Consider the following 26,218-nt stretch of genomic DNA (forward strand, 5'->3'; position numbering starts at 1 on the left):
CCAGGGAGTGACCAGCATGGACGCAGCAGCAGGGACCAGGATCGCGGTGGCCGGCGGCACCGGGCTGATCGGCGCGATGGTGGTGGACGCGGTGCGAGCGGCGGGCGCGCAGCCGGTCGTGCTGGCCCGCTCCAGGGGCGTCGACCTGAGCACCGGCAGTGGCCTGTCCGGTGCGCTGGACGGCGTCGACGCGGTCATCGACGTCACCAACATCACCACCATGAACCGCGACAAGGCCGTCGCGTTCTTCGAGGGCGTCACCCGCCGGCTGCAGCAGGAGGGCCACCGGGTCGGCGTCCGGCACCACGTGCTGCTCTCGATCGTCGGGGTGGACCGGGTGGGCCACGGCTACTACCAGGGCAAGGAGCACCAGGAGCAGGTGGCGCTGGCCGGGCCGGTGCCGACCTCGGTGCTGCGGGCCACCCAGTTCCACGAGTTCCCGGTGCAGATGCTGGAGCGGGTGAGCGGTCCGGTCGCCATCGCCCCGCGGATGCGCAGCCAGCCCATCGCCGCCCGCGAGGTGGCGGTCGCACTGGTCCATCTGGCGCTCGGCGCGCCGGTCGGCCGGGCACCCGACCTGGCCGGCCCCGAGGTGCTCGAGATGCCCGACCTGATGCGCCGAGTGGTGGCGGCACAGGGCGAGGAGGAGTCGCGCGAGCGAGGCACGGGGGAGCGCGGGCTCCGACCCATCCGGCGCCGGCGTCTCGTGCTCGCCGTCCGGTTGCCCGGCGCCGTGGGCCGGGCCATGGCCGGCGACGGCCAGCTGCCCACCGGGCCGGGACCGCGCGGCACCCAGACGTTCGACGAATGGCTGGTGAGCGCGGACGGTCGCGCCGTCCTGCGCCCCGGCCGGTGACCGATCGCTCCCGGGGCGATGGGGTGAACGACCGCTCGCTGATTGAATGACCGGAACTCGAGTCCCAGCCGTTCGGTCCGACCTCCCGGGAGTCATCACCCATGAGCACCTCTGACAGTTCGGTCAGCCCAGCGGTCAGCCCAGCCGACCCGCGTCTGGCGGCGTTGGCCGGCTCCCGTGAGGTCGTGACGAGCGCACACCTGCAGCTCGTCGACGTTCCCGGAGTGACCGGCCGGGTCGCGCTCATCACGCTGGACAACGGTCAGGACGAGCGTCGACCGAACAGCATGGGACCGGGGGGTCTGGCCGCCCTGGACGCCGCGCTGGACGAGGCGTTCGCCGCCGGACCCGCCGCCGTCGCCATCACCGGCAAGCCGTTCCAGTTCCTGGCCGGGGCCGATCTCAGCCTGATCGGCTCGATCGCCGACCGTGACACCGCGCTGGCCGTCGGCCGCGCCGGGCAGACCGTCTTCCGCCGGTTGCACGACTCCCCGGTGCCGACGTTCGCGTTCGTGAACGGGCTGGCCCTGGGCGGCGGGCTGGAGATCGCGCTGCACTGCCACTACCGCACGGTGGCCGCCAACGCCCCCGCCCTGGGCTTGCCGGAGGTGTTCCTGGGCATCCTGCCGGGCTGGGGCGGCACCCAGCTGCTGCCCCGGCTGATCGGGCCGGACGCCGCGATCACGGTCATCATCGAGCACTCCCTGGCCAACAACCGCACGCTCAAGGCCAAGGACGCCGGCGCGCTGGGCATCGCCGACGCCGTGCTGGACGCGGCCGACTTCCTGGAGCAGTCGCTGGCCTGGGCGGCCGGAGTGCTGGACGGCAGCGTCCCGGTGCCCCGGACCGAGTACGCCGGCGCCGACGACGCGGCCTGGGCGGCGGCGCTGGGCCGCGGTCGGGCCGTGGCCGACGCCCGCACCAAGGGCGCCACCCCGGCGCCGTACCGGGCGCTGGAGCTCATCGAGGCGTCCCGCACCCTGGACCTGGACGCCGGGCTGCACGCCGAGGCAGAGGCGCTGGCCGACCTGGTCATGTCCCCGACCTTCCGGGCCGGGTTGTACTCGTTCGACCTGACCCAGCGCCGGGCCCGCAAGCCCGCCGGCGCACCCGACCCGAGGGGCGCCCGCCCGATCACCAAGGTCGGCGTCGTCGGCGCCGGCCTGATGGCCGGGCAGATGGCCGTCCTGTTCGCGCAGCGCCTGCACGTTCCGGTGGTGATGACCGACGTCGACCAGGAACGGCTGGACCGGGGCGTGGGCGCCGTGCACGAACAGATCGCCCAGAACGCCGCCAAGGGCCGGATGTCACAGACCCAGGCACAGCGGGTCACCGCCCTGATCACCGGGTCGCTGGACCACCAGGCCTTCGCCGACGCCGACTTCGTCATCGAGGCGGTGTTCGAGCAGCTGCAGGCCAAGCAGCAGGTGCTCGCCACGCTCGAGCCGGTGGTCAGCCCGGACGCGGTGCTCGCCACCAACACCTCGTCGCTGTCGATCACTGCGATGGGTGAGGTGCTGCAGCACCCGGAGCGACTGGTCGGCTTCCACTTCTTCAACCCGATCGCGGCCATGCCGCTGGTCGAAGTGGTCCGGACCGGCACCACTTCGGACAGCACGGTCGCCACCGCATTGAGCCTGGCCAAAGAACTGCGCAAGGGGCCGGTCATCAGCGCCGATGCCTTCGGCTTCGTGGTGAATCGGCTGCTGCTGCTGATGATGGGCGAGGTGCTGGCCACCATCGACGAGGGCACCGACCCCGCGGTGGCCGACCGGGCGCTGCACCCGCTCGGCCTGCCCATGTCGCCGATCGAGCTGATCCAGCTGGTCGGGCCGGCGGTGGCCCTGCACGTGCAGGAGGTGCTGCACGGGGCGTGGCCGGACCGGTTCGGAGTGTCCGGGTTCCTGCGGCGGATCGTGGCCGGTGGTCACCGCACCCTGGTCGCCCCGGGCCCTGATGGCCGGCCGGTGCTGCTGCCGGAGATCGCCGCGCTCGTCGAGTCGGGCGACGCGCCGTCCACCGAGGAGCAGGTGCGCACCCGGACGCTCGAGGCGCTGGCCCGCGAGGCGCGGCTCATGCTCGACGAGCAGGTCGTGGCCGACGCCGCCGACATCGATCTCGGCCTGATCACCGGCGCCGGGTTCCCGGTCTGGCTGGGCGGCATCACGCCGTACCTGGACGCCCAGGGCGTCTCCGAGCGGGTCACCGGCCGGCGGTTCAACCCGCCGGGCGTGGCCAGCGTGCCGCAGGCCTGAGTGGGGCCTGGTGCCCCGAGCAGGGCACCGGAACCCAGGTCCCGGTCTCAGCTCCCGGCCTGGGCGCGCAGCCGGTCGTCCCGGAACTCGGGCACGTCGGCGGCCTGGTCGCGGAACCGCTGTTCCTCCAGCTCCCGCAGCTCGACCCGCCGGATCTTGCCCGAGATGGTCTTGGGCAGCGCCGCGAACTCCAGCCGGCGCACCCGCAGGAACGGGGCCAGGTGCTCCCGGGCATAGGCCAGGATCTGCTCCGCCGTCTCCTCGGTGGGCTCCCAGCCGGCGGTCAACACCACGAACGCCTTGGGCACGGCCATCCGCACCGGGTCCGGGGCCGGCACCACGGCGGCCTCGGCCACGGCCGGATGCTCCAGCAGCACGCTCTCCAGCTCGAACGGGCTGATCTTGTAGTCCGACGCCTTGAACACGTCGTCGGTGCGGCCGATGTAGGTGATCACCCCGTCGGCGTCCCGGGACGCGACATCGCCGGTGTGGTAATAGCCCCCGGCCATCGCGGCCTCGTTCAGCTCCGGATCGCCGGTGTACCCGACCATCAGGCCGACCGGCCGGGCCGAGAGGTCGAGGCAGATCTCACCCTCGTCGCCGAGCTCGCCGGTGACCGGATCGACCAGCACCGCCGGCACCCCGGGCAGCGGCCGCCCCATCGAGCCCGACTTCACCGGCTGGCCAGGGGTGTTCGCAATCTGCACCGACGTCTCGGTCTGCCCGAACCCGTCCCGGATGGTGAGCCCCCAGTGCTGCTGCACCTGGGCGATGACCTCGGGGTTGAGCGGCTCGCCCGCCGCGCACACCTCGCGGATCGAGCCGGCTCCGCCGGACAGGTCCGCCTGGATCAGCATCCGCCAGACCGTCGGCGGCGCACAGAACGTCGTGACGCCGTCGGCCCGGATCCGGTCCAGCAGGGCCGGCGCGTCGAACCGGGCGTAGTTGTACACGTAGATCGTCGCCTGCGCGATCCACGGGGCGAAGAAGCAGCTCCAGGCGTGCTTGGCCCAGCCCGGTGAGGAGATGTTCAGGTGCACGTCACCCGGCTGCAGTCCCAGCCAGTACATGGTCGACAGGTGACCGACCGGGTAGCTGGTCTGGTTGTGCTCCACCAGCTTCGGCTTGTTGGTGGTGCCCGAGGTGAAGTAGACCAGCAGCGGATCATCGACGTCGGTGACGGCGGACCGGATCGTGCCCGGCTGGGTGTCCACCTCGGCGTAGGACACCCACCCGGGGCGCGGCGCCCCACCCACGGTGACCCGCAGGTAGTCGCCGGGGATGTCGTCGAACCGCCAGGCGTCGGCCTCGTTCACCACCACCCCGGCGAACCGCGCCCGTTCCAACCGGTCGGCCAGATCGGCCGGGCCGAGGGTGGTCGCGGTGGGCATGATGACCGCACCGAGCTTGGCGATGGCCAGCATGCTCTCCCACAGCTCGACCTGGTTGCCGAGCATCAGCAGCACCCGGTCGCCCGTGCCGATCCCGCGCGCCTCGAGCAGATCGGCGACCTGGTCGGAACGGCGGGCCATCTCGTCGAACGAGTACGACGCCGCCCGTCCGTCCTCCTCGACGATCCACAGCGCCGCGGCGTCGTTGCCGCGCGCATTCGCGTCGAACCAGTCGACCGCCCAGTTGAAGCGGCCGGTGAACCGCGGCCAACGGAACTGCTCCACGGCGGAAGCATGATCGGACCGCAACTGCAGCAACAGATCTCGGGCCCGCCGGTACTGGTCGGTCGCGCTCTCGTCGGACACTGGTCTCCTCCTGGACGGCTCGGGACGGGCACACCGCACGACGGGGACCACGGGCGGGGGGGGGCCCGGGCCCCCCCGCGGCGCCCCCCCCCCCCCCCCGCCCCCCCCCCCCCCCCCCCCCCCGGACCCACCACCGGGAGCGCCGCTCAGCCGGTCGCGGCCAGGTACTCGATCGGCTCGCCGACCGGCATCTCGTGCACGGCCGGGAGCACCTCGCGGGCGAACAGCTCGGTGCTGGCCTCGGCCACGTCCTGCGGCATGTTGCCGTACCGCATGACCATCATGAACTCGTCCGGATGGAACTGCTCCGCGATGGTGCGCAGCTTGGCCACGCACTGGTCGGGCGTGCCCCACACGTGGTTGGCCAGGTAGCTCTCCCCCATCGCCTTGGACATGACCTCCTTGGAGGCGACCGTCCGGGCCACCGACGCGTAGTGCTCGTAGCCCTTGGTGGTGGCGAAGTGGTCGCTGTACGTCTCGTAGTTGCGGGTGGCGCTGTCGGCGTACTCCGGGATGAAGCGAGATGCGTTCTCCCGCGCCTGTTCCTCGGTCTCCCCCACGTACACGCACATGTGGATCTTCGGGTTCACCGCCGGTAGGCCCACCTCGGCCCGGGCCCGGGCGAACTCGGCCAGGTCGTCGTGGTACTGGTCCCACGGCTTCTGCGGGATGACCAGCGGCCGCAGCCCGAGCCGGGCGCCGACCGGCGCCGAGGTCGGCGAGCCCCAGGAGAAGCACAGGTTGTCGATCAGCGTCTGCGGATCGAGCGGCCGCGGCCGCAGCGTGACGTCCTGGAAATGGTGGATCTCGCCGTCGTAGGAGAACCGCTCCTGGGTGAGCGCCAGTTTGATGATCTCCACGCCCTCGGCGAAACGCTGCTTCGACTCGTTCATGTCGAACCCGAGCTGGCCGAATTCCCGGCGAGCCGCGCCCCGGCCGAATCCGATGAACGGCTGCCGGCCGCGGAGCACGTACTGCAGCATCGAGATGTCCTCGGCGATCCGCACCGGGTGGTGCCAGGGCACGACCGTGACCATCGTCCCGAGGTCGACCCGGCTGGTCGCTCCGGCCAGGTAGGTGAGCAGCTGGATCGGGTTGGTGACCATCGTGTACGGACTGACGTGGTGCTCGACGGTCCAGATCGAGTCGTAGCCGAGATCCTCGAGCTTGAGGGCGGAGTCGAGCTCCTCGGTGAACCGCTTGCGGTCCAGCTCCGGATCGATCGGCGGGGCGTCCTCGCCCTTCTCGGCGGCTTCGTAGCGGTCCCAGTCCTGATAGCCCTGGATGAACAGCGTGATGCCACAGCGCATGCGAGCCTCCCGGCAGGCCGACCGACCCGGCCCCGTTGCCGAGTGGTGATGGTCACAGTAGGATCTCGGCGAGACTCGGGTCAAGTCAATGGACTGGCGCATTTCCGCGCCGGATCGTCGCCACTGGACCGATTCCGCAGGAATTGCAGCCGCAGTTCTGCCCGCTCTCCCTTCAACGACGACTGGAGACGAACATGTCCGCTGGCACGACCGGTCAGGCGACCGCCGCACCGACCGGGACGACGGGAGCCGAGCCCACGATCGAGGGCTTCACCGCGCCCGGGTTCGAGGCGGTGCGCGCCGCCTTCGAGGAGAACTTCGCCTCGCGCGGGGAGGTCGGCGCCTCCGTCGGGGTGGTGGTGGACGGCCGCACCGTGGTCGACCTGTGGGGCGGCGTGGCCGACCCGGCCACCGGCCGGGCCTGGCAGCGGGACACGACCACGCTGGTGTACTCGGTGACCAAGGGCATCAGCTCGGTCCTGCTGCACGTGCTGGCCCAGCGCGGCACCCTGGACCTGGACGCCCCCGTCGCCGAGTACTGGCCGGAGTTCGCGCAGCAGGGCAAGGGCCGGGTGACGGTGCGTCAGCTCGTCTCCCACCAGGTCGGGCTGCCCGCGGTGGACACCCGGCTCAGCCTCGAGCAGTTGCTCGACGGGCACTCGGTGGCCGAGGCGCTCGCCGCCCAGCCGCCGCTCTGGGAGCCCGGCACGGCGCACGGCTACCACGCGCTGACGTTCGGCTGGCTGGTCGCCGAGCTGGTGCGCCGGGCCACCGGGCGGGAGTTCGGCGAGCTGGTCCAGGAGCTGCTGGCCGAGCCGCTGGGCCTGACGCTGTGGGTGGGACTGCCGTCGGACGCCGGCGCCGACGTCGCCACCCTGGTCGACGGGGTCCCGGACCCAGCCCTGTTCGCGGCCATGGATCCCGCGGCCCAGGAGGCGATGCTGAAGTTCCGGGAGATCATCGCCGACCCGGAGTCGCTGTTCGCCCGGGTGCTGTCGACGAACGGGGCGCTGCCCACACCGGACGCCGCCGCCTGGAACGACCCTCGGGTGCGGGCCACGGCGCTGCCGGCTGCGAGCGGCATCACCAACGGCCGGTCGCTGGCCCGGTTGTACGGCGCCTGCGTCGCCGAGGTGGACGGGATCCGGCTGCTCGACCCGGACGTGGTGGACCGGGCGCGCACCGAGCTGGTGTTCGGGGCGGATCAGGTGCTGATGAGCCCCACCCGGTTCGGGACCGGCTTCATGCTGCACCACGACGGGATGGCGATGCTCAGCGACGCCTCGTTCGGGCACACCGGGGCCGGTGGGGCGCTGGCCTTCGCCGACGTCGACGCCAGGGTGGGCTTCGGGTACGCGCAGAACCTGCTCGGCGCCAACCCGGTCGAACTGCGCAGCGCGGCCCTGGTCGCCGCGGTGCGGGACAGCCTGGGCTGAGCGTCCTGGACGGGAGTCAGTCCGTCGGCCCGGCGCCGCTGCGGGCGCCGGGCCGACCACCCGGCCGTGCCTATGCTGCTGGGGTGACGCAGCCCACCCGGTCGGCCCGGAGCGCGGTGCGCCCCTCGATCCGGGAGGCGCAGAAGGAGGCGACCGCCCGGTTGCTGCTGGACAGCGCCGCGGAGCTGTTCCTGGAGCACGGGTACGGCCACACCACGATCGAGCAGATCGCCACCAACGCCGGCGCCAGCCGGGCCACCTTCTACCTGCACTTCGAGAAGAAGGCGGACACCGCCGTCGCGCTCATCAGCGATCAGATCGTGGCCGAGACGACCGAGTTCTACCGGCGTCTCGATGCGATGTGGCCGCCGACCCAACCGCGGCTGCGGGACTGGCTGGACGACGCCCTGACCTTCTACGAGCGTCACCGCGAGGTGCTGGAGGTGTGGCGGCAGGCGCTGGCCAGCGAACCCAGCCTGGCCCGGTTCCAGGCGGTGCAGAACGAGCAGTTCGCCGAGGTGATGGTCGCGTACCTGGGTGGCTGGGACGAGGCCGGGCAGCACGAGGCCCGACTGCGGCTGTCGGTGCTCATCGTCGAACTGACCGACATCGCCATGGGCTGGCTGAACGGCGTCTGGCCGGTCGACCGGGTCACCATCACCGGCATCCTGCTCGACCTGTGGACGGCCGGGCTGCGGCTCGGCCGTGACCCCGACCGGCCCTGACCGACCCCGACCGACCCCGACCGACTCAGCCCAGCAGCGCACCGGCCGTTGATCCGGCGGCCGCTCCCGGGTCCGGTGCCGCCCCCTCGGCCCGCCGCGGCGGCTCTGGCGGCAGGGTCACCGTCACCGTCAGCCCCCCGCCGGGCGTCGCCGCCGCCACGACCGTGCCGCCGTGCGCACCCACCACCGCCTGCACGATGGACAGACCCAGACCGCTGCCACCGTGCCCGGTCCGGGCCCGGCCACCCTGCCGGAACGGCTCGAACAGCTGCGTCACCGTCTCCGGCGGAACCTCGGGTCCGGAGGACGCGACCACCAGTTCCGCACCGACCGATGACCCGTTCGTCCCACTGGCCGTCCCACTGGCCGTCGCACTGGCCGTCCCACTGGCCGGCCCGGCACCTCGACCGGTCACGACCCGCAGCCAGCCGCCGGGAACGTTGTGCCGGACGGCGTTCTCGACCAGGTTGCCGACCAGTCGCTGCAGCAGCTCGGGATCACCGGACACCGCCGCCGGGTCCAGCTGCAGTTCGACCTGCACGTCCCGATCGCGGATCTCGCCGTCCACCGCACGCACCGCGGCCGGGACCAGCAGGGCCAGGTCGGCGTCCGCGACGCGGCGCAGCCCCCGGGCCTGGGTCCGGGCGAGCAGCAGCAGCGACGACAGCAGTCGGTCGGCGCTGTCGGTGGCTTCCCGCACCACCTCGGCCATCTCGCGCAGCACGGTGGCATCGGCGCCGGGATCGGCCAGCGTCACGTCGATCTCGGTGCGGATCACGGCCAGCGGGGTGCGCAGCTCGTGCGAGGCGTTGGCCACGAAGCGGCGCTCGGCCTCGAACGCCGCCTGCAGCCGGTCCAGCATCTCGTCGAAGGTGTCGGCCAGTACGGCCACCTCGTCCCGCGGCCCGGCCAGGCGGATGCGCCGGTCGAGCGAGGACTCGGACAGCTCCTGGGACGTGCGGGTCAGCTCCGACAGCGGCCGCAGCGCCCGGCCGATGAGCACCCAGGCCATCACCGCGCCCACCACGACCAAGGCCGGGAACGCGATCGAGCCGACCAGCAGCAGGCTGCGGCGACCCTCGTCGACCAGCATGGCGGCGGCCTGGGTCGACTCGACGACCTGGCCCTCGACCTGGACCAGGGTGCCCGGCGGGAACTGCGGCAGCGCCGCCACCACCTGGCCGACCAGCAGGTAGGCCAGCGCCAGCAGCAGCGCCCCGATCAGGGCCAGCAGCGCCGTGCTCAGCCCGGTGAGCCGGGCTCGCAGCGAGGGCCCGGACGGCCCCACCGCGTGCACCACCGCCCGCAGCGGGCGGTCCCACCACCGGGCCGGACGGAACCCGATGACGGCCACCGGCTCCCGCTCAGCCGCGGTCGTCACCGGTTCCCGCCGCGGCAGGCTCGTCGTCTCCAGCGGCCGCATCACCGGCGGGATCGGGGGCGGTGAGTCTGATCCGGTACCCGGCGCCCACGACGGTGTCGATGACGCCCGGGTCGCCGAGCTTGCGCCGCAGCGTCATCACGGTGACCCGCACGGTGGTGGTGAACGGATCGGCGTTCTCGTCCCAGACCCGTTCCAGCAGTTCCTCGCTCGAGACGACCGAGCCGCCGGCGGCCAGCAGCACCTCGAGCACCCCGAACTCCTTGCGGGTCAGCTCGACCGACCGTCCGGCCCGGGCCACCGACCGCTTGGCCGAGTCGACCTCCAGGTCCCCGGCCCGCAGGACGGGCGGCACGGCCGGAGTCGCCCGACGCCCGAGCGCGCGGACCCGGGCCACCAGCTCGGGGAACGCGAACGGCTTGGTCAGGTAGTCGTCGGCACCCAGGGCCAGGCCGTCGACCCGTTCCTCGACCCCGGCCGAGGCGGTGAGCATGAGCACCCGGGTGACCCCGCCCGCGGCGACCAGCTCGGCCAGCACCTCGTCGCCGTGCATGCCCGGCAGGTCCCGGTCCAGCACCACGACGTCGTACCGGGTGTGCGTCGTCTTCTCGTGCCCGGTCGTGCCGTCGTAGGCGACGTCGACGGCCATGCCCTCGGCCCGCAACCCGCGGGCGATGGCGTCCGCCAGCCGCTGCGCGTCCTCCACCACCAGTACCCGCACCGCTCGACCTCCCGCCCGGACCGCACCGACCGGGCGTTCGCCCGACCGTTCCCCTACGCCCCGTGTTCGTGTGGTCACGATATCTCGGGTCCACGGCGCGCCGTCGACCCGGACGAGCGGGTCGGCCACCGGAACGGTGGGCGGCGACGGCACGGTGATCAACCGGCGATCAGCACGTGATCACCGCCGGCACATCACCCGGCGTCGGCCGCCACCCGCTTGGCGGTCCCGCCGGTGGACTCGGTGAGCCCGGCGATCTGCTCGGTGATGCCACGCGCGATCGCCTGGGCCGACAGCCCCAGGTCCCGCAGCAGCTCTGCCCGCGGCGCCGGCTCCAGGAACTGTTGCGGCAACCCGAGGATCCGCACCGGGACACCGGTCCCGGCCAGCGCGTCGGCCACCGCGGCGCCCACGCCGCCGGACCGACCGCCGTCCTCCAGGGTGACCACCAGCCGGTGCCCGCGGGCCAGCTCGACCAGCGCGGCCGGCACCGGCAGCACCCAGCGCGGATCGACCGCCCGGACGCTGATGCCCTGGGCTGCCAGCCGTTCCGCGACCTCGACCGCGGTGGCGCCGAACGCGCCCACCGCGACCAGCAGCACCTCGGCCGCCCGGTCGGGGCCGGGCTCGGCCAGCACGTCGATCGCGCCGAACGGGCCGAGCTCCCCATCCGCGGCGGCGCCGGCGGGGGCGGTCTCGGCGCCGGTCTCGGCGTCGAACCCAGCGTCGATCCCGGTCGGCGGGATGCGGCGGACCGCCAGCACCGGAGCGGGCACGGCCCCCTTGGGGAACCGCAGCAGGGTCGGACCGTCCTGCACGGCGACCGCCTCGTCCAGCTCGGCGGCCAGGCTGACCGCGTCGCGGGGAGCGGCGACGCGCAGGCCGGGCACCATCGCGGCCAGCGACAGGTCCCACATGCCGTGGTGGCTGGGGCCGTCCTCGCCGGTCACCCCGGCCCGGTCCAGCACCACGGTCACCGGCAGCCGGTGCATGGCCGCGTCCAGCAACAACTGGTCGAAGGCCCGGTTCAGGAAGGTGGCGTACACCGCCACGACCGGATGCATGCCGCCCAGCGCCAGGCCGGCGGCCGAGGCCACGGCGTGCTGCTCGGCGATGCCGACGTCGAACAGCCGATCACCGAAGGCGCGGCCGAACGGTTGCAGCCCGGTCGGGCCGGCCATGGCCGCGGTGATGGCCACCACGTCCGGGCGCACCGTGCCGATCCGGACCAGCTCCCGGCCGAAGACCTGCGTCCAGGTGGTGCTGGCCGCGGCCACCGGCTGCCCGGTCGCCGGGTCGAAAGCCGGCGGCGAGTGCATCAGCTCGGCGTCGTCCTGCTCGGCCGGGGCGTACCCGCGGCCCTTGTCGGTGAGCACGTGCACCAGCACCGGCCCCCGGAAACCCCTGGCCTGGCTCAGCGCCAGTTCCAGGCCGGCGATGTCGTGCCCGTCGATCGGCCCGACGTACTTCAGGCCCAGGTCGGAGAACATCGCCGGCGGCAGCAGCCAGTCCTTGACCGCCGTCTTGGCCGCGTGCAGCCCGGAGTACAGCGGCGGGCCCACCACCGGGGTGCGCTCCACCGTGGCCTTGACCTGGGCGAGCATCTGCTCGTACCCGGGCCGCAGCCGCAGCGCGGCCATCTTCTGCGCCATCCCGCCGATGGTCGGTGCGTAGGAACGGCCGTTGTCGTTGAGCACCACCACCACCGGCCGGTCCTTGGCCGCGGCGATGTTGTTCAGCGCCTCCCAGGCCATCCCGCCGGTGAGCGCGCCGTCGCCGATCACCGCCACCACGGTGCGGTCGTGCTCGCCGCGCAGCGCGAAGGCCTTGGCCATGCCGTCGGCGTAGGACAGCGAGGTGGAGGCGTGCGAGTTCTCGATCCAGTCGTGCGGGGACTCCGCCCGGTTCGGGTACCCGGACAGGCCACCGCGGGTGCGCAGCCGGTCGAAGTCACCGGCCCGCCCGGTGACGATCTTGTGCACGTAGGCCTGGTGACCGGTGTCGAACAGCACCGGGTCCGACGGTGAGTCGAACACCCGGTGCAGGGCCAGGGTGAGCTCGACGACGCCCAGGTTCGGCCCGAGGTGACCACCCCGACGAGAGACCTGCTGCACCAGGAAGTCACGGATCTCTCCGGCCAGCGCGTCCAACTCGTCCGGGCCCAGGGCCCGCAGATCGGCCGGCGTCGCGATGCGGCTCAGGACCGTCCCGGCCGGGACGACTTCGGACCGCTGCACCAGAGCCTCCTGTGGCGGCGTGTTCGGCGTCCGGGGTCCCCGCGCCGCCCGGGGTCCGGTGCGGGCCGCGGCGCTCCGCGACGCACCCGTCCGCAGGGACGGGCGCACTTCGCGCGGGGCCGGCAGCCCGGATCCGACGGTACCCGGTGGAGCCGGGCCGAACCCGCGCAGCGGCGCCGACGCACCCGGTGGGGCGCGACCGTCACCGCCGGTCGCGGACAGGACGTCGACCCGCCACGGCCCGTTGCCGGACGCAGGTCCTAGAGTGCAGCCCGATGAATCCCCTGCGCCGGTCCGGCCCCGCCCCGCTGGTCATCGCCCACCGTGGCGCGTCCGCGGCCGCCCCGGAGAACACCATGCCGGCGTTCGCGGCCGCGTGGGCGGCCGGTGCGGGCTGGGTGGAGACCGACGTGCAGCCGACGCTGGACGGCGTCCCGGTGCTGCTGCACGACCCGGACCTGGACCGGACCACCGACGGCCGCGGACCGGTCCGCGGGCGGTCGGCCCGCGAGGTGGCCGCCCTGGACGCCGGACGCTGGTTCCCGGACGGTGCGTTCACCGGCACCGGGGTCCCGCCGCTGTCCGCCCTGCTGGCCGAGCTGTCCCCGACCCGGCGACTGCTGCTGGAGATCAAGGGCGAGCACACCCGCCAGCAGGTGCGGACCGTCCTGCGCGCGTGCCGGGACTCCGGGCAGGACCACCGCGTGCTGGTGCAGTCCTTCGAGGTGGCCGCGCTCGGCCACGTCCGCGACCTGGATCCCCACCGCCCGCTCGGGCTACTGGTCGAGGAGCTGGACGACGACCCCGTCGCCGCCTGCGCCCGGGTCGGGGCGTGCGCGTACAACCCCGACCACCGGGCGCTGCTGGACGGGCTGACCCGCCGACCGGACCTTCTCGACGAGCTGCACCGGGCCGACGTGGCGGTGGCGGTGTGGACGGCCGACGACCCGGCGGACTGGGCCGCGCTCACCGACGCCGGTGTCGACGCGATCATCACCAACCGGCCGGCGGAGCTGCTCGGCTGGCTGGCCGACCGGGGTTGACCGACCGGGCCGGCGGGTGAGGCGCGCGGACCCGGCCGGCCAGCGTCGGCCGGATCAGCCGTTGGGCAGGATGACGGCCCGGCCGCGGATCTTGCCGGCGTGCAGCCGCTCGTACGCCTCCGGTCCCTCTTCCAGCGAGAAGGTCTCGGTCTCCACGCCGATCTGACCGCGCCGAGCCAGCTCGAGCACCTCCATCAGCTCCAGCCGCGAGCCCCAGTAGGGCACCCGCACGGCGGCGTCGTAGGCGATGGCGGCGAAGCCGACCGGCAGCTTGCCACCGCCGATGCCGACGATGGAGACGTCGCCCTCGGTGCCCACCATCCGGCCGGCCAGCTCGACGGTCGGCTGGATGCCGACGAAGTCGAAGACCGCGTCGGCGCCCCGGCCGCCGGTGATCTCGTGCACCGCGGCGGGCGCGTCGCCGTTCGACAGCAGGGCGTGGTCGGCGCCGACGTGGCGGGCGAGCTCCAGCTTGTCGTCGGCGACGTCGAGCGCGATGACCTGCGCCCCGCTGATCGCCTTGAGGATCTGGATGCCGACGTGGCCCAGGCCACCGGTGCCGATGCACACCGCGGTGCTGCCCGCGCCCAGCTTCGGCAGCGAGATCTTGATCGCGTGGTACGGCGTCAGGCCGGCATCGGTGAGCGAGACGTTCTTGACCGGGTCCAGGTCGCCCAGCGGCACCAGGTGCCTGGGGCTGTCGACGATCATGTACTCGGCCATCGATCCGGGCGAGCCCAGGCCGGGCGGCCGGATTCCCTGGACGGCGGCGTTCTGGCAGTAGTTCTCCTTGCCCTGCGCGCACAGCCGGCAGGTGCCACAGCCCCACGGCCCGTACACCGCCACCGCATCGCCGATCTCGAACCCGGTGGCGCCGTCACCGAGCGCGGCCACCACGCCGACGCCCTCGTGGCCCAGGGTGAGCGGCAGCCCCATGGTGTAGTGCTCGGCCGACAGGCCCATCACGTACTCGTCCGAGTGGCACACCCCGGCCGCGGTGACCTGGAGCAACACCTGCCCGGGACCGGGATCGGGATCGGGCACCTCCATGACCCGCGGGGCTTCGCCGATGGTGGTGTACTGCAGCGCTCTCACGGGCGTCCTCCACATCCTGGTCGGACGGTCACTGTGGCATGCGGTGACCGGTGACCCGAGCGTAGGGGCGATCACCACGCACGGCCGCGTCGGGCATTCCGCCCGACACGGCTGGATCCGCTCCCGAACAGATTCTTCATCGATCACCGGTGTGATCGATCATTCGCCGACAACTAGGCAGAACGTCCCTCGACGTGTGCTCCTGACACAGCAATCGCGCACTCGGGGACCGACGTCCGGCCCCGCCGCCCGTTCCGGCCCCGCCGGAACGCGCCTCATCCGCGATCCTCCGCGCCAGACACCACCTTCAACTCGCTCACAGACTTCCGCCCGCCGGCACTCGAGACGAGTGGCCCGCGGCCGCATCCCTGCCGTCGACCGACGCAGGACCAGTCCTGAAGAAGGATCCACATGATCATGCAGGCCCAGCCTCAGCAGCTCCTCTACGCCGGCACCGTGATCGGCAGTGACGGCGAGACCGTCGGCGCGATCGGTCAGGTCTACTTGGACGACCGCACCGGCGATGTCAGCTGGGTGACGGTGAAGACCGGCTGGTTCGGCAGCAAGGAGTCCTTCGTGCCGACCGACGAGGCCACGGTCTCCGGCGACAGCGTCACCGTGCCCTACGACAAGGCCACCATCAAGGACGCCCCCCACTCCTCGGACGCCGGCGAGACGCTGAGCCCCGGGCAGGAGAACGACCTGTACACCCACTACCGCGTCGGCACCGGCCATCTCGCGTCCGATACCGAGCACGCCGTCTCCGACCACGCCGCGACCACTGCGGTCGCCGGGACCACGGCCGCCGATGCCGGCGACGTGCTGACCCGGTCCGAGGAGCGGCTGTGTGTCGGTACCCCCACCCAGGAGGCCGGCCGTGCCCGGCTGCGCAAGTTCGTGGTCACCGAGCAGGAGACCGTCACCGTGCCGGTGAGCCACGAAGAGGTCCGCGTCATCCGCGAGACGCTGGCGCCGGGCGATGCCGTCGACGGTTCCACCATCGGTGAGGCCAGCGTCGAGGTCACCCTGCACGAGGGCCGCGTCGTGGTCGACAAGGACGTCGTCGCGGTCGAGAAGGTCCTTCTGGACACCGAGACCGTCACCGAGCAGCAGCGGGTCACCGAGCAGGTCCGCAAGGAGCAGATCGACACCGGCGAGGTCGTCACGGCCGCGCCGGTCGCCTCCGAGGGACGCACGCAGCGCTGACCGCGATCCCGGTCCCCTCGCGCCGACATCGATCACCCCGGCGCGCAACCCATCTCGCTCCACGAGTGTTCGATGTCCAGTGTCGATGACACCAGCACCACCACCGACGGGTCGCGCCCGTACTCGCACACCGCCGCCGATCTCGGCGTGGACCGAGCCTCGGTGCAGGCCCGCGAGACCGAGAAGTACGGCGGCGTGAAGATCGGGTCGGCCTTCTTCGGCTTCATGTCCGCCGTCGGCATCGCCGCATTGCTGACCTCGTTGCTGACCGAGACCGGCGTGCCCCTCGGACTGGCCAACGACACCACGATGGCCGACATCAACGACCAGGCCGCCGCGGCGACGGGGACGGCCAAGACGATCGGGCTCATCGGCGCCATCGCGCTACTGGTCGTCGTCGCCCTGGCCTGGTTCTGCGTCGGCTACGTCACCGGCCGGATGGCCCGGTTCAACGGCACCAAGCAGGGTCTGGCCGTCTGGCTGTGGAGCGTCGTCTTCGCCGTCGTCGTCGCCGTGCTGGTGCTGCTGTTCGGCAGTAAGTTCAACGTGCTGTCCAACCTGAACCTGCCGCGGATCCCGATCGACGAGGGCAGACTGACCACGGCCGGCCTCATCGCCATCGCCGCGGTCATCCTGGTCAGCCTGGGCGCCGCACTGCTCGGCGGCAAGGTGGGCATGGCCTACCACCGTCGGGTCGACAAGGCCGGGCTCTCCGCCTGAGCCGGCGTCGGGCCTGACCGCCCGACGCGCACACGCACCAACGACAGCGGCGCCGTCGAGGACCTCCTCGACGGCGCCGCTGTTCGTCGACCCACCGGTCCCTGCCCGTGTTCCCGGCCGGGAGCCTGTCGGTCAGGCGGTCAAAGGGTGTCACCGCCGCAACGACCGCCGTCGCACGGCACGATGGCGGCGGTCGCGACGAACAGCACGACACCGATGACGCCGATCCAGAGCACGCTCATGATGGCGAACCCCACGATGGCCACGATCAGCCACAGGACCAGCAGCACGATGGACAGCACCAACAGTGCCGAACCCTTCTCTGATCGGTGAGCGGGCCGGACGAGCCGGCCGTCCCCGACGCCACGCGGCGCCACGACGGATCGTCGCCGAAGCGGCCCGGTGCGCGTCGGGCCGGGTTCGAAAACGTCAAGGACTCGGATCATGCCGGGTCAGCGCAGCGACGCGACGACAGGGCACTGGAACGGATCCCGCCCGGCCAGACCGACGCGATTGAGGTACCCGGCCACGGTCGCCCACGCCCGGGTGATCGTCATTTTCTGGTACGGGATCTCGCGGGCCGCGCAGAAGCGCTGCACGATCGGCCGCACGCGGTGCAGGTTGGGCCGGGGCATGTTGGGGAACAGGTGATGCTCGATCTGGTAGTTGAGGCCGCCCATCGCCAGGCTGGCCACGCCACCGCCAGAGATGTTGCGCGACAACAGAACTTGGCGGCGGAGGAAGTCGATGCGGGAATCCGCGGGCACCACCGGCATGCCGATGTGGCTGGCCGCGAACGCCGATCCCAGGTACAGGCCCGAGATCGCCAGCTGCACGCCCAGGAAGGCCGCGGCCATGCCCACGGGCAGGACGACGAAGACGGCGGCCGGGTAGCCGACGAGCCGGGCGGACAACAGCGCGGTCTCGGCCTTGCGGCGCCTCAGATCTCGACGGGTGAGCAGGGCGATGACGCTCTGCGCGTGCAGGTTCAGCATCTCGACGACCAACAGCGGGAAGAACCACCAGCCCTGGTGCTCATGCAGGAACACTGCGAGACGCGACCGGGGCGGGGTCTCGGCAGGGTAGAAGTGCACCACGCTGGGCGAGATGTCGCTGTCCTTCCCGATGTGGTTCGGTGCAGCGTGATGCTTGGAGTGCTTGTTGTTCCACCACGAGAGGCTGACGCCACCGATGCCGGTGCCCATCACCAGGGCGGCGAGGTCGTTGGCATTCCTGGACCGGAAGATCTGCTGGTGCGCGGCGTCGTGGGACAGGAAGACGATCTGGGTGAGCACGACGGCCAGTCCGGCAGCCACGCCCAGCTGCGCCCAGTGATGGCCCAGCAGGAAGAAGCCGACCCAGGTGGCGGCGAGCCCCAGCAGCAGGACCGATCCCTTGATCCAGTAGTACCGCAGCCGACGTCCCAGGAGGCCGTGCTCCTGCACGGTCCTGAGCAGCTGGGCATAGTCGCTGGTCGTCCGGTCCCGGGGTCGGGTGGGACTCGGATCGGCGATGACACTCGTCGACACAGGGAAGCCCTTCGAGGATGGAGGTGCGCGAGAGTCGGCAGCCGGCCACGGAGCGGGCCCCGCGTCGAGCGGGACCTGCCGTCGTTGACGGTGACGATCCCCGCAGCAGACCGGGGGCCGGGAGCTGCGGGCAGGACGGACGGAGCCGCTGAATCGCACCGGTGAGTGGCAGCGTTCGACAGGACGCGAGGAGGGATCCCGGGTTCGCGGTTGGATCACGGCACCGCAGCCGCGAGGCAGCGGCGCCGGCCCCGGGTCGGCTGTGGCACCAGCGCTTCCGAGTCTACGTGCTCCGCGGACCGGCAGGCCCGCGGCGGCATCCGGAGGGGTCGGAGCGATCACGGACGCTGCTCGGGAGGATCCGAACGCCGTCGAGGACCCTACGAGCCGCTCGGTGCCGGTCCCCGCCGGCCTCGGCCGACCGCCGGTCCAGGTCGGCGCGCGCCGCGTCCGGGTCGAGTCCGCGATCGATCAGCACTCCCAGCGCCTGGTCGATCTCACCCACCGCGTCCAGGCCGGCGAGGTCGGTGCCGATGCACGCCCGCACCGGAGGCAGCTGGCGGACGACGGCCCCGTCCTCGTCGCCGGTGATCCGGCGGACGTCGGCCGCCCACGCGTCGAGCGCACCGATCGCGCCGGCCGACAGCTCCAGGACAGCTCCGGTGCAGCCTGGCGGTCCCGGCGGCAGCTGGAGCTGGATCTGCACCGTGACGACGACCGGGGTGTCCGAAACCGCGGCGGTCAGGACGATCGGCTGCGTGGCAGTCAGGACGGTGACCCGGACGGCAACGAACGATGGGATGCCGACCCGGAGGTCGTCGAGCAGGACGGCGAGGATGGCCGATAGATCAGTGCCCGGCCGGTCGAGCGCGGCGGTCAGCGCGGCCAAGTGGGCGGAAGTACGACTCGGACGGTCGATGAAGTGCCTCGCGGAGCTTCCCGAGTGCCCTGATCGATCGATCCGACGTCCGGCGCCGGCGGTCGCGGCACCCGATGCCCGGCGCAGCGTGCGACCACCTGCGGGATGGCGCTGACGGGCGTTCCCGACGCTACCCGTCCGACACCGCGGAGGTGCCGCGGTCCCGCTGGCGCCGGCTTGATGTCGCCGTCAGCCCGGCAGTCGACCGGTGGCCACCACCTGGTCGGCGACGTCACGGAGCTTGCGATTGCCGTGCTGACTGGCCGTGCGCAGCAGCCCGAAGGCCTGATCGGACGTGAGATCCCGCCGGGCCATCAGGATGCCGATCGCCGCGCCGATCCGGCGATTGCTCTGCAGCGCCAGACCCAGGTCGTCGATCGTGGCCCGCTGCCGCGCGATGACCTGGACGGACAACGCGTCACGGACGACCTGCCCCGCGTGTTGCAGCACGATCCGGATGACGGCGAGCTGATCGGCGGTCGGGGGCATCGGGTCGGACCAGGCGCACCGCACCGACGCGACCAGCGTCGCGACGAGTTCGCCGCACGGAGCCAACGCCAGTTCCGCGCTGCACGAGTACCGACCGGGCTCGCCCGTCACGGAGACCTCGACCGAGGTGAGCCGTTCGGCGGGATGCGCCCCCGGGCCGGACCGCAGCCCGACCTCGACCGACTCGCACACCAACGCGACCAGGATGGTCCGGACACGGGCGAACACATCGACCGGATCGGTCTTCCCCGGGTCGGCCGGGACCGTGGCCAGTGACTCGTCGAGCGCCACCGGGACGATCGGCCCGGCCGGAGGGTGCAGAAATTCGGTGGTCATCGGCTCGGCCCAGATGTCGAGCACCTCAGGAAATGCCCGGGCGGCGGGTGACGGGATCAGTCGACGACGTCGCGGCGATGACGGCGACGCCGGCCCCGGGCGGGCTGGGTTCCAGCGTGCCGACCGTATGGCAGCCCGCCGGCGCGATCAAGTCCTCCGGCTCGGACGGGCGGCACCGCCGGGCGACCTCATCGGTCGCCGTGGGCGCGGGATGCCCGGCGCACCGCCTCGTCGACGATCCGGCCGGCCACGTCGACCAGCTTGACGTGCTCCGCCTGACTGATCCGGCGGAGCCGTTCGAACGCCTCCTGCGGGCCGCACCCGGTGCGGCTGCGCAGAATGCCGATGGCCTGGTCGATGACGGCGCGACTGGCCAGGGCCGCCTGCAGCCGATCGGCGAGCCGCTGGACCTGAGCCAGGATCTGGGCGTTCTGCACCGTGATGGCGGCCGGTGCGGCGAACAGCTCACCGAGCTCCTCAGCGCGCTGATCGAAGACGTCCTTGGCCCGGGCGTAGACGTTCATGGCCCCGACGACCCCGCTCGGGGTGACCAGCGGCAGGGACAGGACGCTGTGCACGCCCATCCGGCCGGCCCGCGGACCGAACCTCGGCCAGCGCCGGTCACCGCCGAGCGACCCGGAGCGCACCGTGACCCCGTCGGCGGCCGCAGTGATGCACGGGCCCTCGCCGATGGAGTACTGCATGTCGTCGATCCGCCGGACGAACTCCGCGGTCTTGACGACTACGTCCGGTCGATCCGGCTCCAGCAGCGTCAGCCCGGCTCCTTCGGCATGTGGGATCGCCGTGACCGCGAGCTCCGCCACCCGCACCAGCAGGTCATCCAGCTGCGACAGCGAGGACAGACCGGACAGACCGGATAGACCCTCCTCCAGTGCGGCATCGTCGCCGGGCGCGTCGGCCGAGCTCCCCGGATTCACGCGCTGCGGGTCGTCCACCACCACCTGCTTCCCTCGCCGTGGGCGACGGCGACCGTCCGACCACAGTGGTGCCGGCAGCACTGTATCGGTGGCGGTCCGCGGCGCCTCGGACGCGACGGGCTGCTCAGTCCCGGTTCGGCTCCGGGACGAAGGCCGCCACGCACTCCACGTGGTGGGTCTGCGGGAAGCAGTCGAACGCCTCCAGCTCGGCCAGCCGGTACCCGGCGTCCTGCAGCGCGGCGGTGTCCCGGGCCAGTGCGGCCGGGTCGCAGGCCACGTAGACCAGCACCGCGGGCCGCCGGTCGGCCAGCTGCCGGCACACCCCGGCCCCGGCCCCGGACCGCGGCGGGTCGAGCACGATCGCGTCCACCCGGCCGGGCAGCTCGCCCAGCCGTTGTTCCACCGCCCCGCACAGTGCGGTGACCTGCGGTCGGTCGGCCAGGTTGGCCGCGGCCAGCCGGGACGCCTCGGTGTCCCCCTCGACGGTCACCACAACGCCGTCCGCACCGACCCGCCGGGCCAGCACCTCGGCGAAGACCCCGACCCCGCCGTACAGGTCCCACGCCGTGCCGCCGGCCGGCAGCCGCCCCTCGAGCATCCGGTCCACCGCCGCACCGAGGGTGTCGACCGCGGCCGGGTGGGCCTGCCAGAACCCGTCCGCGGCCACCTGCCACGTCCGACCCAGCGCGGTCTCCTGCACGGCGTCCGGGTGCGCCACCGTCCGGTCCGCGGCCACCGTGGTCGGTCCCCCGGCGGGCATCCCGGCGTGCGCGCGGGTCGACGGCAGCGAGTCCGACGGATGGTCCGGCCCGGTCCACACCGCCAGCGGCCCCTCCCCCGGCCGGCGGACCAGGACCACCTCGGGGTCTGGCGGCCGCACCGGATCGGCAGCCCGCCGGCCGCGGGGTCCGCCTCGCTGGCTCCGGTTCGGCCGCCCGGGCCGTTGAACCCCTCCGACCCCGACCCCGGCGGCCACCGCCGGCCGGCGCAGGTCCCGCGGCGCGCTGAGCTCGGCGGCCGCCTCGCTGAGCCCCGGCGCCGCGATCAGGCACGGTGCGTCCGGTCCCACGTCCTGCACCACGGCCGACCGGAACGCCCGCGGTCCGATGTGGTCGTCGCGGTCGGCGGCCCAGCGCACCCGGGTCCGCCAGTGCCAGTCCGGGTCCGGTCGCGCTGCCGGTTCCGGCGCCACCGCGGCCCGGAGCTCCTGCACGATCACCTCGCGGTCGACCCCGGCCAGCCGGTGCAGCTGCTCGGCCACCACCGCCGCCTTGAGCGAGCGCTGTCGGGCCGGGGTGGCGTGCTGGAAGTCGCACCCGCCGCAGCCACCGGGCCGGTAGTGCCGGCACGGGGCGGCCACCCGGTCGGGGTCCGCCCGCAGCACCTCGATCGCCTCGCCCCGACAGAACGACCCGCGCCGGGCGTCGGTGATCCGGACCCGGACCCGTTCGCCGGGCAGGGCCAGCCGGACGAACACCACACGACCCTGGTACCGGGCCACGCAGTGGCCGCCGTGCGCGACGGGCCCCACCTCCACCTCGACGACGGAACCCACCGCCAACTGGTCAGCGGTCAGGTCACCGGGATCGCTCGCGTGCTCGATCCGTTCCGTCACTGCCGCTCCGCCCCGGGCCGCCCCGCCGCCCGCGCCCGGCCGGTGCCGGACCCGTTCCCCGAACCACTGCCGGCACCGCCGTGCCCGGCGCTGCTGCCCGTCGCCGCCCGGTCCGCCGTGTACCGGCCGGCCCGGATCCGGCCGGCCTGCTCCGAGGCCGCGCCGGGCTGGATGGTCGAGCTGGGGATGCGGCCACGCATCTGCACCTCGCGGTCCGACCGCAGCCGCATCCGGTCGTCCACGCCCTGGGTGGACGACAGCTGCCAGGGCACCGAGGTGACCATGACGCCCGGTGTGAACAGCAACCGGCCCTTGAGCCGGAGCGCGGACTGGTTGTGCAGGATCTGCTCCCACCACTTGCCGACGACGTACTCGGGGATGTACACGGCGACCAGGTCACGGGGGGCGGCCTTCCGGATCCGCCGGACGTAGTCCAGGATCGGCCGCGTCACCTCGCGGAACGGCGAGTCGATGACCTTGAGGGCGACCGGCAGGTCCCGGTCCTCCCACTCGCGGGCCAGCTCGGCCGTGTCCTTGGGGTCGACGCTGACGGTGACCGCCTCCAGCGTGTCCGGGCGGGTGGCCCGCGCGTAGGCCAGCGCTCGCATGGTCGGCAGGTGCAGCTTGGAGACCAGCACGATGGCGTGTACCCGGCTGGGCAGCACCAGGTCGTCCTCGTCGGCGGCCAGCTCGCGGGCGACCCGGTCGTAGTGCTTCCGGATGGCCCGCATGGTCACGAAGATGATCGCCATCGCGGCGATGGCGATCCACGCCCCGGCCAGGAACTTGGTGATCAGCACGATCACCAGCACCACCGCGGTCAGGCAGAAGCCGATCGCGTTGATCGTCTGGCTGCGCCGCATCCGGCGCCGGACCGCCGGGTCGCGCTCGGTCCGCAGCAGCCGACGCCAGTGCAGGGTCATGCCGGCCTGCGAGCAGGTGAACGAGACGAACACCCCGACGATGTACAGCTGGATCAGCGCGGTCACGTCGGCCTGGAAGGCCACGATCAGGATGAGCGCCACCGCGGCCAGGAACAGGATGCCGTTGGAGAAGGCCAGCCGGTCGCCGCGGGTGTGCAGCTGCCGGGGCAGGAAGCGGTCCTGGGCCAGGATCGAGCCGAGCACCGGGAAGCCGTTGAAGGCGGTGTTGCAGGCCAGGATCAGGATCAGGCCGGTGGCGAACGAGACCAGGTAGAACGCCGGCGGGAAGCCCGAGAACACCGCCTCGGCGATCTGCGCGATGAGCGTCTTCTGGTAGTAGCCCTCGGGCGCGCCGACCAGCTGCCGGGCCGGGTCGTCGGCGATCTGCGCGCCGGTGGCCAGGGCCAGGCCGACCAGGCCGAGCATCATCGTCACCGAGAGCGCGCCCATCATGGCCAGCGTCGTCGCCGCGTTCTTCGACTTCGGCTTGCGGAACGCCGGCACCCCGTTGGAGATCGCCTCCACCCCGGTGAGCGCGGCCGATCCGGACGAGAAGGCGCGGGCCAGCAGGAAGAGCAAGGCCAGGCCGGACAGCGAGTGCTCCGGCACCAGCTCGAAACCGGCGCTCTCCGCGGCCATCTCGGAGCCGGTGGCCCAGCGGATGCCGCCGGTGACGAGCATGGTCAGCATCGAGGCGATGAACAGGTAGACCGGGACGGCGAACGCGGCCCCGGACTCCCGGATCCCGCGCAGGTTGGCCGCGGTGACCAGCACGATGATCGCGATCGACCACCACACCGGGTGGTCGCCGACGAAGCCGATGGCCGACCCGATGTTGGCCACGCCGGCCGCCGTCGACACCGCCACGGTCAGGATGTAGTCGACCAGCAGGGCGCTGGCCACCAGCAGGCCGAAGTTCGGTCCCAGGTTCTTGGTGGCGACCTCGTAGTCGCCGCCGCCGCTGGGATAGGCGTGCACGTTCTGCCGGTAGGACAGCACCACCACGACCATCACCACGCAGACCAGCACGGCGATCCACGGGGCGTAGACGTACGCCGCCAGGCCGGCGACCGACAGCACCGTGAAGATCTCCGCCGGGGCGTACGCCACGCTGGACATGGCGTCGGAGGCGAACACCGGCAGCGCGATGCGCTTGGGCAACAGGGTGTGGGCCAACCGATCGCTGCGTTGCGGTCGGCCGACGAGCAGGCGTTTGGCCGCGGCGGTCACTCTGGACACGGCCCGAAGCCTACGGTGACCACCGGTGGCGCGTCGCCGGCCCGACCCGGCGGACGGTCCGGCCCGGCGTTGTAGATTTCGCCCAGGGTCCGGCCGGACCGGCGATCCGATCGCGCCCGCCGCCCACGACGAACCGGAGGACACCGGAGCCGTGCACATCGTGATCATGGGCTGCGGCCGGGTCGGATCCGCCGTGGCCCGCCAGCTCAACGCCATGGGCCACTCGGTGGCGGTCATCGACCGCGACCCGGCGTCGTTCCGCCGGCTGGGCGCCGACTTCCGCGGTCAGCAGGTGACCGGCATGGGCTTCGACCGGGACACGTTGATCGCCGCCCGCATCCAGGAGGCGCACGGCTTCGCCGCGGTGTCCTCCGGGGACAACTCCAACATCATCGCCGCGCGGGTGGCGCGCGAGCAGTTCGGGGTGGACACCGTGGTGGCCCGCATCTACGACCCGAAGCGGGCGCAGGTGTACGAGCGCCTGGGCATCCCGACGGTGGCGACCGTGCCGTGGACCACCGACCGGCTGCTGCGGGCGGTGCTGCCGCAGGGCCTGATCAGCGAGTGGCGCGACCCGTCGGGCACGGTGGCCATCGTCAACCTGCCGTACCACCGGGACTGGATCGGCCGGCCACTGCCGGAACTGGAAGGGGTGGTGGGCGTGCACGTCGCCTTCGTCGTCCGGTTCGGCAACGGGCTGCTGCCCACCCCGGAGACCGTCATCCAGGACGGCGACCTGGTCTACGCGTCCGTGCTGGCGCCGACCGTCGCCGCGGTCGCCGAACGCGCGGCCGTCTCACCGGTGGACGTCGACTGATGCGCATCGCCATCGCCGGGGCCGGCTCGGTCGGCCGGTCCATCGCCGGGGAGCTCGTCGAGAACGGCCACCAGGTCATGCTGATCGACCGGGACGCCTCCGCCATCCGCCCGGAGCGGATCGAGGCGGCCGAATGGGTGTTGGCCGACGCCTGCGAGTTCAGCTCGCTGGAGGAGGCCGGATTGCAGTCCTGCGACGTGGTGATCGCCTGCACCGGCGACGACAAGGTCAACCTGGTGGTGTCGCTGCTGGCCAAGACCGAGTTCGCGGTGTCCCGGGTGGTGGGCCGGGTCAACGACCCGCGCAACGAGTGGCTGTTCACCGACGCCTGGGGCGTCGACGTGGCCGTGTCCACACCACGGATCCTGGCCGCCCTGGTCGAGGAGGCCGTCTCGGTCGGCGATCTGGTCCGGCTGTTCACGCTGCGCCAGGGTCAGGCCAACCTGGTCGAGGTCACCCTGCCGTCGACCACCTCGATGGCCGGACGGCCGGTGCGGGACCTGCAGCTGCCCCGGGATGCCGCCCTGGTGGTCATCCTGCGCGGCGGGCGGGTGATCCTGCCGCAGCCCGACGAACCGATCGAGCCCGGTGACGAACTGCTGTTCGTGGCCTCACCCGAGGTGGAGGACGCGGTCCGCGAGGCGCTGCGCTGACCCGACAGCGCTGATCCC

General features: G+C 72.7%; 22 protein-coding genes. 9 read left to right on the forward strand and 13 right to left on the reverse strand.

All coding sequences use genetic code 11. The features are described from left to right. Window positions 1-16: 16 nt before the first annotated feature. Window positions 17-856 carry an SDR family oxidoreductase gene (locus tag JL106_RS07265; protein WP_205259998.1) on the forward strand — a complete coding sequence of 280 codons (840 nt, stop codon included), beginning with the start codon at window positions 17-19 and terminating at the stop codon, window positions 854-856. Window positions 857-957: 101 nt separating this feature from the next. After that, entirely contained in the window at window positions 958-3,111 is a 2,154-nt protein-coding gene (locus tag JL106_RS07270) for a 3-hydroxyacyl-CoA dehydrogenase NAD-binding domain-containing protein (RefSeq protein ID WP_205259999.1), read from the forward strand. A gap of 47 nt (window positions 3,112-3,158) precedes the next feature. Here the strand turns inward: JL106_RS07270 and JL106_RS07275 are convergent, their stop codons facing one another. Beyond that, window positions 3,159-4,868 (reverse strand): AMP-binding protein, encoded by a 1,710-nt coding sequence (locus tag JL106_RS07275; RefSeq protein WP_205260000.1) that lies wholly within the window; start codon window positions 4,866-4,868, stop codon window positions 3,159-3,161. 146 nt (window positions 4,869-5,014) lie between these two features. Next, window positions 5,015-6,178, reverse strand: a complete 1,164-nt coding sequence (locus JL106_RS07280; RefSeq protein ID WP_205260001.1) for an LLM class flavin-dependent oxidoreductase — start codon at window positions 6,176-6,178, stop codon at window positions 5,015-5,017. Between the two features lie 194 nt (window positions 6,179-6,372). Between JL106_RS07280 and JL106_RS07285 the strand changes: the two genes are divergently transcribed. Further along, window positions 6,373-7,614 (forward strand): serine hydrolase domain-containing protein, encoded by a 1,242-nt coding sequence (locus tag JL106_RS07285; RefSeq protein WP_205260002.1) that lies wholly within the window; start codon window positions 6,373-6,375, stop codon window positions 7,612-7,614. Window positions 7,615-7,697: 83 nt separating this feature from the next. Then, window positions 7,698-8,339: a TetR/AcrR family transcriptional regulator gene (locus JL106_RS07290; protein ID WP_205260003.1), complete on the forward strand. Its 642-nt coding sequence runs from the start codon at window positions 7,698-7,700 to the stop codon at window positions 8,337-8,339. Window positions 8,340-8,364: 25 nt separating this feature from the next. Here JL106_RS07290 and JL106_RS07295 read toward each other — a convergent pair whose 3' ends face one another. The 3 genes from JL106_RS07295 to dxs form a co-directional block, all read right to left on the reverse strand. Further along, complete coding sequence (locus tag JL106_RS07295; protein ID WP_328841661.1) at window positions 8,365-9,720, reverse strand: sensor histidine kinase; 1,356 nt, start codon at window positions 9,718-9,720, stop codon at window positions 8,365-8,367. Further along, window positions 9,704-10,441: a response regulator transcription factor gene (locus JL106_RS07300; RefSeq protein ID WP_205260004.1), complete on the reverse strand. Its 738-nt coding sequence runs from the start codon at window positions 10,439-10,441 to the stop codon at window positions 9,704-9,706. Before JL106_RS07300 ends, JL106_RS07295 begins: the two co-directional genes overlap by 17 nt. 194 nt (window positions 10,442-10,635) lie before the next feature. Continuing rightward, on the reverse strand, window positions 10,636-12,681 hold the full coding sequence (dxs, locus tag JL106_RS07305) for a 1-deoxy-D-xylulose-5-phosphate synthase (protein ID WP_407940116.1): 2,046 nt from the start codon (window positions 12,679-12,681) through the stop codon (window positions 10,636-10,638). A gap of 272 nt (window positions 12,682-12,953) precedes the next feature. Between dxs and JL106_RS07310 the strand changes: the two genes are divergently transcribed. After that, entirely contained in the window at window positions 12,954-13,721 is a 768-nt protein-coding gene (locus JL106_RS07310; RefSeq protein ID WP_205260006.1) for a glycerophosphodiester phosphodiesterase, read from the forward strand. A 54-nt stretch (window positions 13,722-13,775) separates the two neighbouring features. Here JL106_RS07310 and JL106_RS07315 read toward each other — a convergent pair whose 3' ends face one another. Next, a complete protein-coding gene (locus JL106_RS07315; RefSeq protein WP_205260007.1) occupies window positions 13,776-14,816 on the reverse strand; it encodes an NAD(P)-dependent alcohol dehydrogenase in 1,041 nt (346 codons plus the stop codon). A gap of 417 nt (window positions 14,817-15,233) precedes the next feature. Between JL106_RS07315 and JL106_RS07320 the strand changes: the two genes are divergently transcribed. Then, window positions 15,234-16,022, forward strand: coding sequence for a PRC and DUF2382 domain-containing protein (locus JL106_RS07320; RefSeq protein ID WP_205260008.1), 789 nt, complete (start codon window positions 15,234-15,236; stop codon window positions 16,020-16,022). A 72-nt stretch (window positions 16,023-16,094) separates the two neighbouring features. Continuing rightward, entirely contained in the window at window positions 16,095-16,742 is a 648-nt protein-coding gene (locus JL106_RS07325) for a hypothetical protein (RefSeq protein ID WP_205260009.1), read from the forward strand. A 140-nt stretch (window positions 16,743-16,882) separates the two neighbouring features. Here JL106_RS07325 and JL106_RS07330 read toward each other — a convergent pair whose 3' ends face one another. The 7 genes from JL106_RS07330 to JL106_RS07360 form a co-directional block, all read right to left on the reverse strand. Next, window positions 16,883-17,047, reverse strand: coding sequence for a hypothetical protein (locus JL106_RS07330; protein ID WP_205260010.1), 165 nt, complete (start codon window positions 17,045-17,047; stop codon window positions 16,883-16,885). A gap of 147 nt (window positions 17,048-17,194) precedes the next feature. Then, a complete protein-coding gene (locus JL106_RS07335) occupies window positions 17,195-18,271 on the reverse strand; it encodes a fatty acid desaturase family protein (protein WP_205260011.1) in 1,077 nt (358 codons plus the stop codon). A 283-nt stretch (window positions 18,272-18,554) separates the two neighbouring features. Beyond that, window positions 18,555-19,160 (reverse strand): hypothetical protein, encoded by a 606-nt coding sequence (locus JL106_RS07340; protein WP_205260012.1) that lies wholly within the window; start codon window positions 19,158-19,160, stop codon window positions 18,555-18,557. 219 nt (window positions 19,161-19,379) lie between these two features. Further along, on the reverse strand, window positions 19,380-20,015 hold the full coding sequence (locus JL106_RS07345) for an ANTAR domain-containing protein (protein WP_205260013.1): 636 nt from the start codon (window positions 20,013-20,015) through the stop codon (window positions 19,380-19,382). A gap of 188 nt (window positions 20,016-20,203) precedes the next feature. Continuing rightward, window positions 20,204-20,971, reverse strand: coding sequence for a GAF and ANTAR domain-containing protein (locus JL106_RS07350; RefSeq protein ID WP_328841668.1), 768 nt, complete (start codon window positions 20,969-20,971; stop codon window positions 20,204-20,206). A 106-nt stretch (window positions 20,972-21,077) separates the two neighbouring features. Next, a complete protein-coding gene (locus tag JL106_RS07355; protein ID WP_205260015.1) occupies window positions 21,078-22,568 on the reverse strand; it encodes a class I SAM-dependent RNA methyltransferase in 1,491 nt (496 codons plus the stop codon). After that, window positions 22,565-24,730, reverse strand: coding sequence for an APC family permease (locus tag JL106_RS07360; protein WP_205260016.1), 2,166 nt, complete (start codon window positions 24,728-24,730; stop codon window positions 22,565-22,567). The genes JL106_RS07355 and JL106_RS07360 overlap by 4 nt, the downstream gene beginning before the upstream one ends. A gap of 151 nt (window positions 24,731-24,881) precedes the next feature. Here JL106_RS07360 and JL106_RS07365 point away from each other — a divergent pair, with 151 nt between their 5' ends. After that, a complete protein-coding gene (locus JL106_RS07365; RefSeq protein ID WP_205260090.1) occupies window positions 24,882-25,547 on the forward strand; it encodes a potassium channel family protein in 666 nt (221 codons plus the stop codon). Beyond that, the gene (locus JL106_RS07370; RefSeq protein ID WP_205260017.1) at window positions 25,547-26,200 is read left to right on the forward strand and encodes a potassium channel family protein; all 654 of its coding nucleotides are present in this window, start codon (window positions 25,547-25,549) and stop codon (window positions 26,198-26,200) included. The genes JL106_RS07365 and JL106_RS07370 overlap by 1 nt, the downstream gene beginning before the upstream one ends. Window positions 26,201-26,218: the final 18 nt, after the last annotated feature.

Source organism: Nakamurella leprariae (genome assembly GCF_016918035.1).
Taxonomy (GTDB): Bacteria; Actinomycetota; Actinomycetes; order Mycobacteriales; family Nakamurellaceae; genus Nakamurella; species Nakamurella leprariae.

What these genes read in the sequence shown, in the direction of transcription:
- JL106_RS07265 (WP_205259998.1), top strand. Translation starts at nt 17, where the DNA reads ATGGACGCAGCAGCAGGGACCAGGATCGCGGTGGCCGGCGGCACCGGG.
- JL106_RS07370 (WP_205260017.1), top strand. Translation starts at nt 25,547, where the DNA reads ATGCGCATCGCCATCGCCGGGGCCGGCTCGGTCGGCCGGTCCATCGCC.
- JL106_RS07325 (WP_205260009.1), top strand. Translation starts at nt 16,095, where the DNA reads ATGTCCAGTGTCGATGACACCAGCACCACCACCGACGGGTCGCGCCCG.
- JL106_RS07280 (WP_205260001.1), bottom strand. Translation starts at nt 6,178, where the DNA reads ATGCGCTGTGGCATCACGCTGTTCATCCAGGGCTATCAGGACTGGGAC.
- JL106_RS07270 (WP_205259999.1), top strand. Translation starts at nt 958, where the DNA reads ATGAGCACCTCTGACAGTTCGGTCAGCCCAGCGGTCAGCCCAGCCGAC.
- JL106_RS07345 (WP_205260013.1), bottom strand. Translation starts at nt 20,015, where the DNA reads ATGACCACCGAATTTCTGCACCCTCCGGCCGGGCCGATCGTCCCGGTG.
- JL106_RS07320 (WP_205260008.1), top strand. Translation starts at nt 15,234, where the DNA reads ATGCAGGCCCAGCCTCAGCAGCTCCTCTACGCCGGCACCGTGATCGGC.
- JL106_RS07285 (WP_205260002.1), top strand. Translation starts at nt 6,373, where the DNA reads ATGTCCGCTGGCACGACCGGTCAGGCGACCGCCGCACCGACCGGGACG.
- JL106_RS07310 (WP_205260006.1), top strand. Translation starts at nt 12,954, where the DNA reads ATGAATCCCCTGCGCCGGTCCGGCCCCGCCCCGCTGGTCATCGCCCAC.